1 protein-coding gene is annotated in these 2,412 nt (G+C 73.8%); it reads right to left on the bottom strand.

The window, feature by feature from the left end; translation table 11 throughout:
* The coding region (locus VIM19_19435; protein HEY5187017.1) for a hypothetical protein at positions 1-2,412 on the bottom strand (2,412 nt) is incomplete at both ends.

Below are 2,412 nucleotides of genomic sequence, written 5' to 3'. Positions count from 1 at the left end.
TCTGGTCCAGCACCTGCTGCACGGCGGCGGCCAGCTCGGGCGTCCAGCCGTCCGGCAGCGCGGCGGCACGTTCCGGGGCGGGGACGACTTGGGCGGCCGGTTGCGGGTCGGCGGTGGGGCGCAGCCACCCCACCGCGCGGTCGGTCAGGCGTTGCCACAGGGCCAGCGTCAGGCCGTCGACGAATTCCTGGCGCTCCACGACCGGCCAGGTCGCGGTGGAACGCCACCCGGTGGCGGTCCGTTCGATCCACGACCACGCGTGCTCCTGGGCGGCGGGCAACGGCACCTCGACGGTGCGGGGGTCGCTGAGGATCGGCCCGGCGGTGACGGTCACTTGGATGCGGCCCAGCGCGTCGGCGTACTGCTCGGCGGGGATGTCGATGGTCTTGACCGGCAGCACACCGCACGTGGCGTGCACCGCGCCGCGCGGGTCGACCAGCAGGGTCAGCAGCTGGGGCGCGGCGTCGACGGACTGCAGGAGGGTCAGTTCACCGGCCGCATGGGTGGCGATGGCAGGGTCATCGACGGGCTCGCTCAGCGGGGCGTAGAAGGTGTCCTCGTAGCCGTCGGCGGTCTCCTTCCAGTAGCCCACCAGGCCATCATCGAGGCGGCGGTAGTCGCCCAGCCGCACGGGGACCTGCACGCCGGTGAACCCGGTGGTCTGGCGGGAGGTGGCGTGCAGGTCGCGTCGCAGCGCCGTCCAGCTCTGGTCCACAGCCGCCAGCCCCTGCAGCTCCAGGGACAGCACGGCACGCACCACCGCCAGCGGGCGTCCGAGCAGCAGCGCGGCGTCCTGGGCGCGGGTGAGATTCTGCGGGTCGATGCTGGTCAGGGCACTGTCGATGGCGCCGTGCAGGTTGGCCAGGAAGTTCGCCCCCCGCCCGAGCAGGTAGCTGATCAGTCGGCGCAGGTGCTCGTCGCCTACCTGGTCGGGGGTGATGGCGGCGGTGCCAGGGGCGACCTGCCATCGTCCGGTGCGGTCGATGGAGCCCAGCGACGCACCGTCGGCGGTGTAGAACGCCAGGCTGTCCTCGAGGTGGTTGGGCAGCACCCAGCCGCAGATCGGAGTGTGCGTGGACAGCTCGGTCAGCTGCTGCTCGCCCAGGTCCGCCGACAGCCAGCGCAACCCCAGCCGGGCCGGTTGCACCAGCCGCGGAGGCAGGCTGATCAGCTCACCGGCGGCGGTGGCGGGCAGCATCCGGCTGGTGATCACCCGGTCCCAGCTCAGGTCCAGCACCCGCCCGAAGGCATCCAGCAGCCGCACGCGCAGCAGCCGCAGGGCGCCCGAGCGGATCGGCTGGAAGGTGCCGCCCTGCTGCGGGGCGCTGCGGTTGTGTCCGCGCAGGTAGGGCGGCAAACCCCCGGCCGGCAGGGCGGCCGCCGGGACCCCGGCGGGGCCCTGGCCCTGCACGTAGGCGTGCACGGTGTCGGTGAAGCTGCGGTAGTCGTCGAAGCCAAGCGGGTCGGCGACGTCGAGCTGCAGTGTCTGACGGCGGCTCAGCAGCGCCTCGGTGAACCCGCCGATGGACTGCGACAGGCTCGGGACGGACTGCAGCCGCGCCAGGGCCGCCAGGGCGACGGCGACCGGGTCGGGGGCGTCGCCCGCGGCTGCGGCCTTGGCCGCCTGCCAGCTCCGCACGGTGTCCAAGGCCGCTGGGTCGGCGAGGTGGGCCACGGCCTCGTCGGCGGACAGCGGTGGCAGCTGGTGGTCCTGCTGGTAGATCCCCATCACGTAGCCGGCCAGGCGGCGCACCTGCAGCTGTTGGGCGTAGGGGGTGAGGATGCTGGTGCCGCGGTAGACGGTCGTGGTGCGGCTGAGCAGCCCCTGCCCGTTTCGCAGGCGCAGCTCCGGCTCGTCGTCGGCCAGGGTGTAGGTGCCGGTGAGATAGTCCGGCGGGTATCCGGCACCCGGGGCGCGCTGGGGCGCGGCCGTGGGCAGGGTCTCGACCTGCCACGACATCAGCAGCGCGTGCCAGTCCTGGGCAGTCCAGGTCTGGTACCCGATCTGTTCCTGCCCGGACGGCGGCGCGAGCGCGTCGATGGCTGACACCAGCGCGGCCGCCTGGTCGGGACCCTGGACGGCCGTGGCCGACGGCCATGGCGCGGCGGCGAGCACATGGCATTGCAGCAGTCCGTCGTCGCGCAGACGCCCGTCCTGCCCGTGGCGCAGGGTCGGGGCCATCACCTCGCCCGCCAGCAGGACCACCGGCTCTGTGGGCTGCCAGTATCGGGCCGCGTCGACCGGCTGCACCCGGTAGGCCAGCCCGGCGTCCGCCACGGTCGGGGTGGTGTTGATCTCCTGCAGGACGCTCTGGACCTGGGCGGCGGCCTGGGCGGCCGCGGCCGCTCGCGAGGCCGGCGAGTCATCGACAGCCACCGGGACGGGGGTGCCGGCGGCGTCCCGGCGCAGCA

The organism is Actinomycetes bacterium, assembly GCA_036510875.1.
In the GTDB taxonomy this organism is placed as follows: Bacteria; Actinomycetota; Actinomycetes; order Prado026; family Prado026; genus DATCDE01.
Note: the sequence above shows the minus strand (reverse complement) of the source record. Positions and strands in the feature narration are given on the sequence as shown.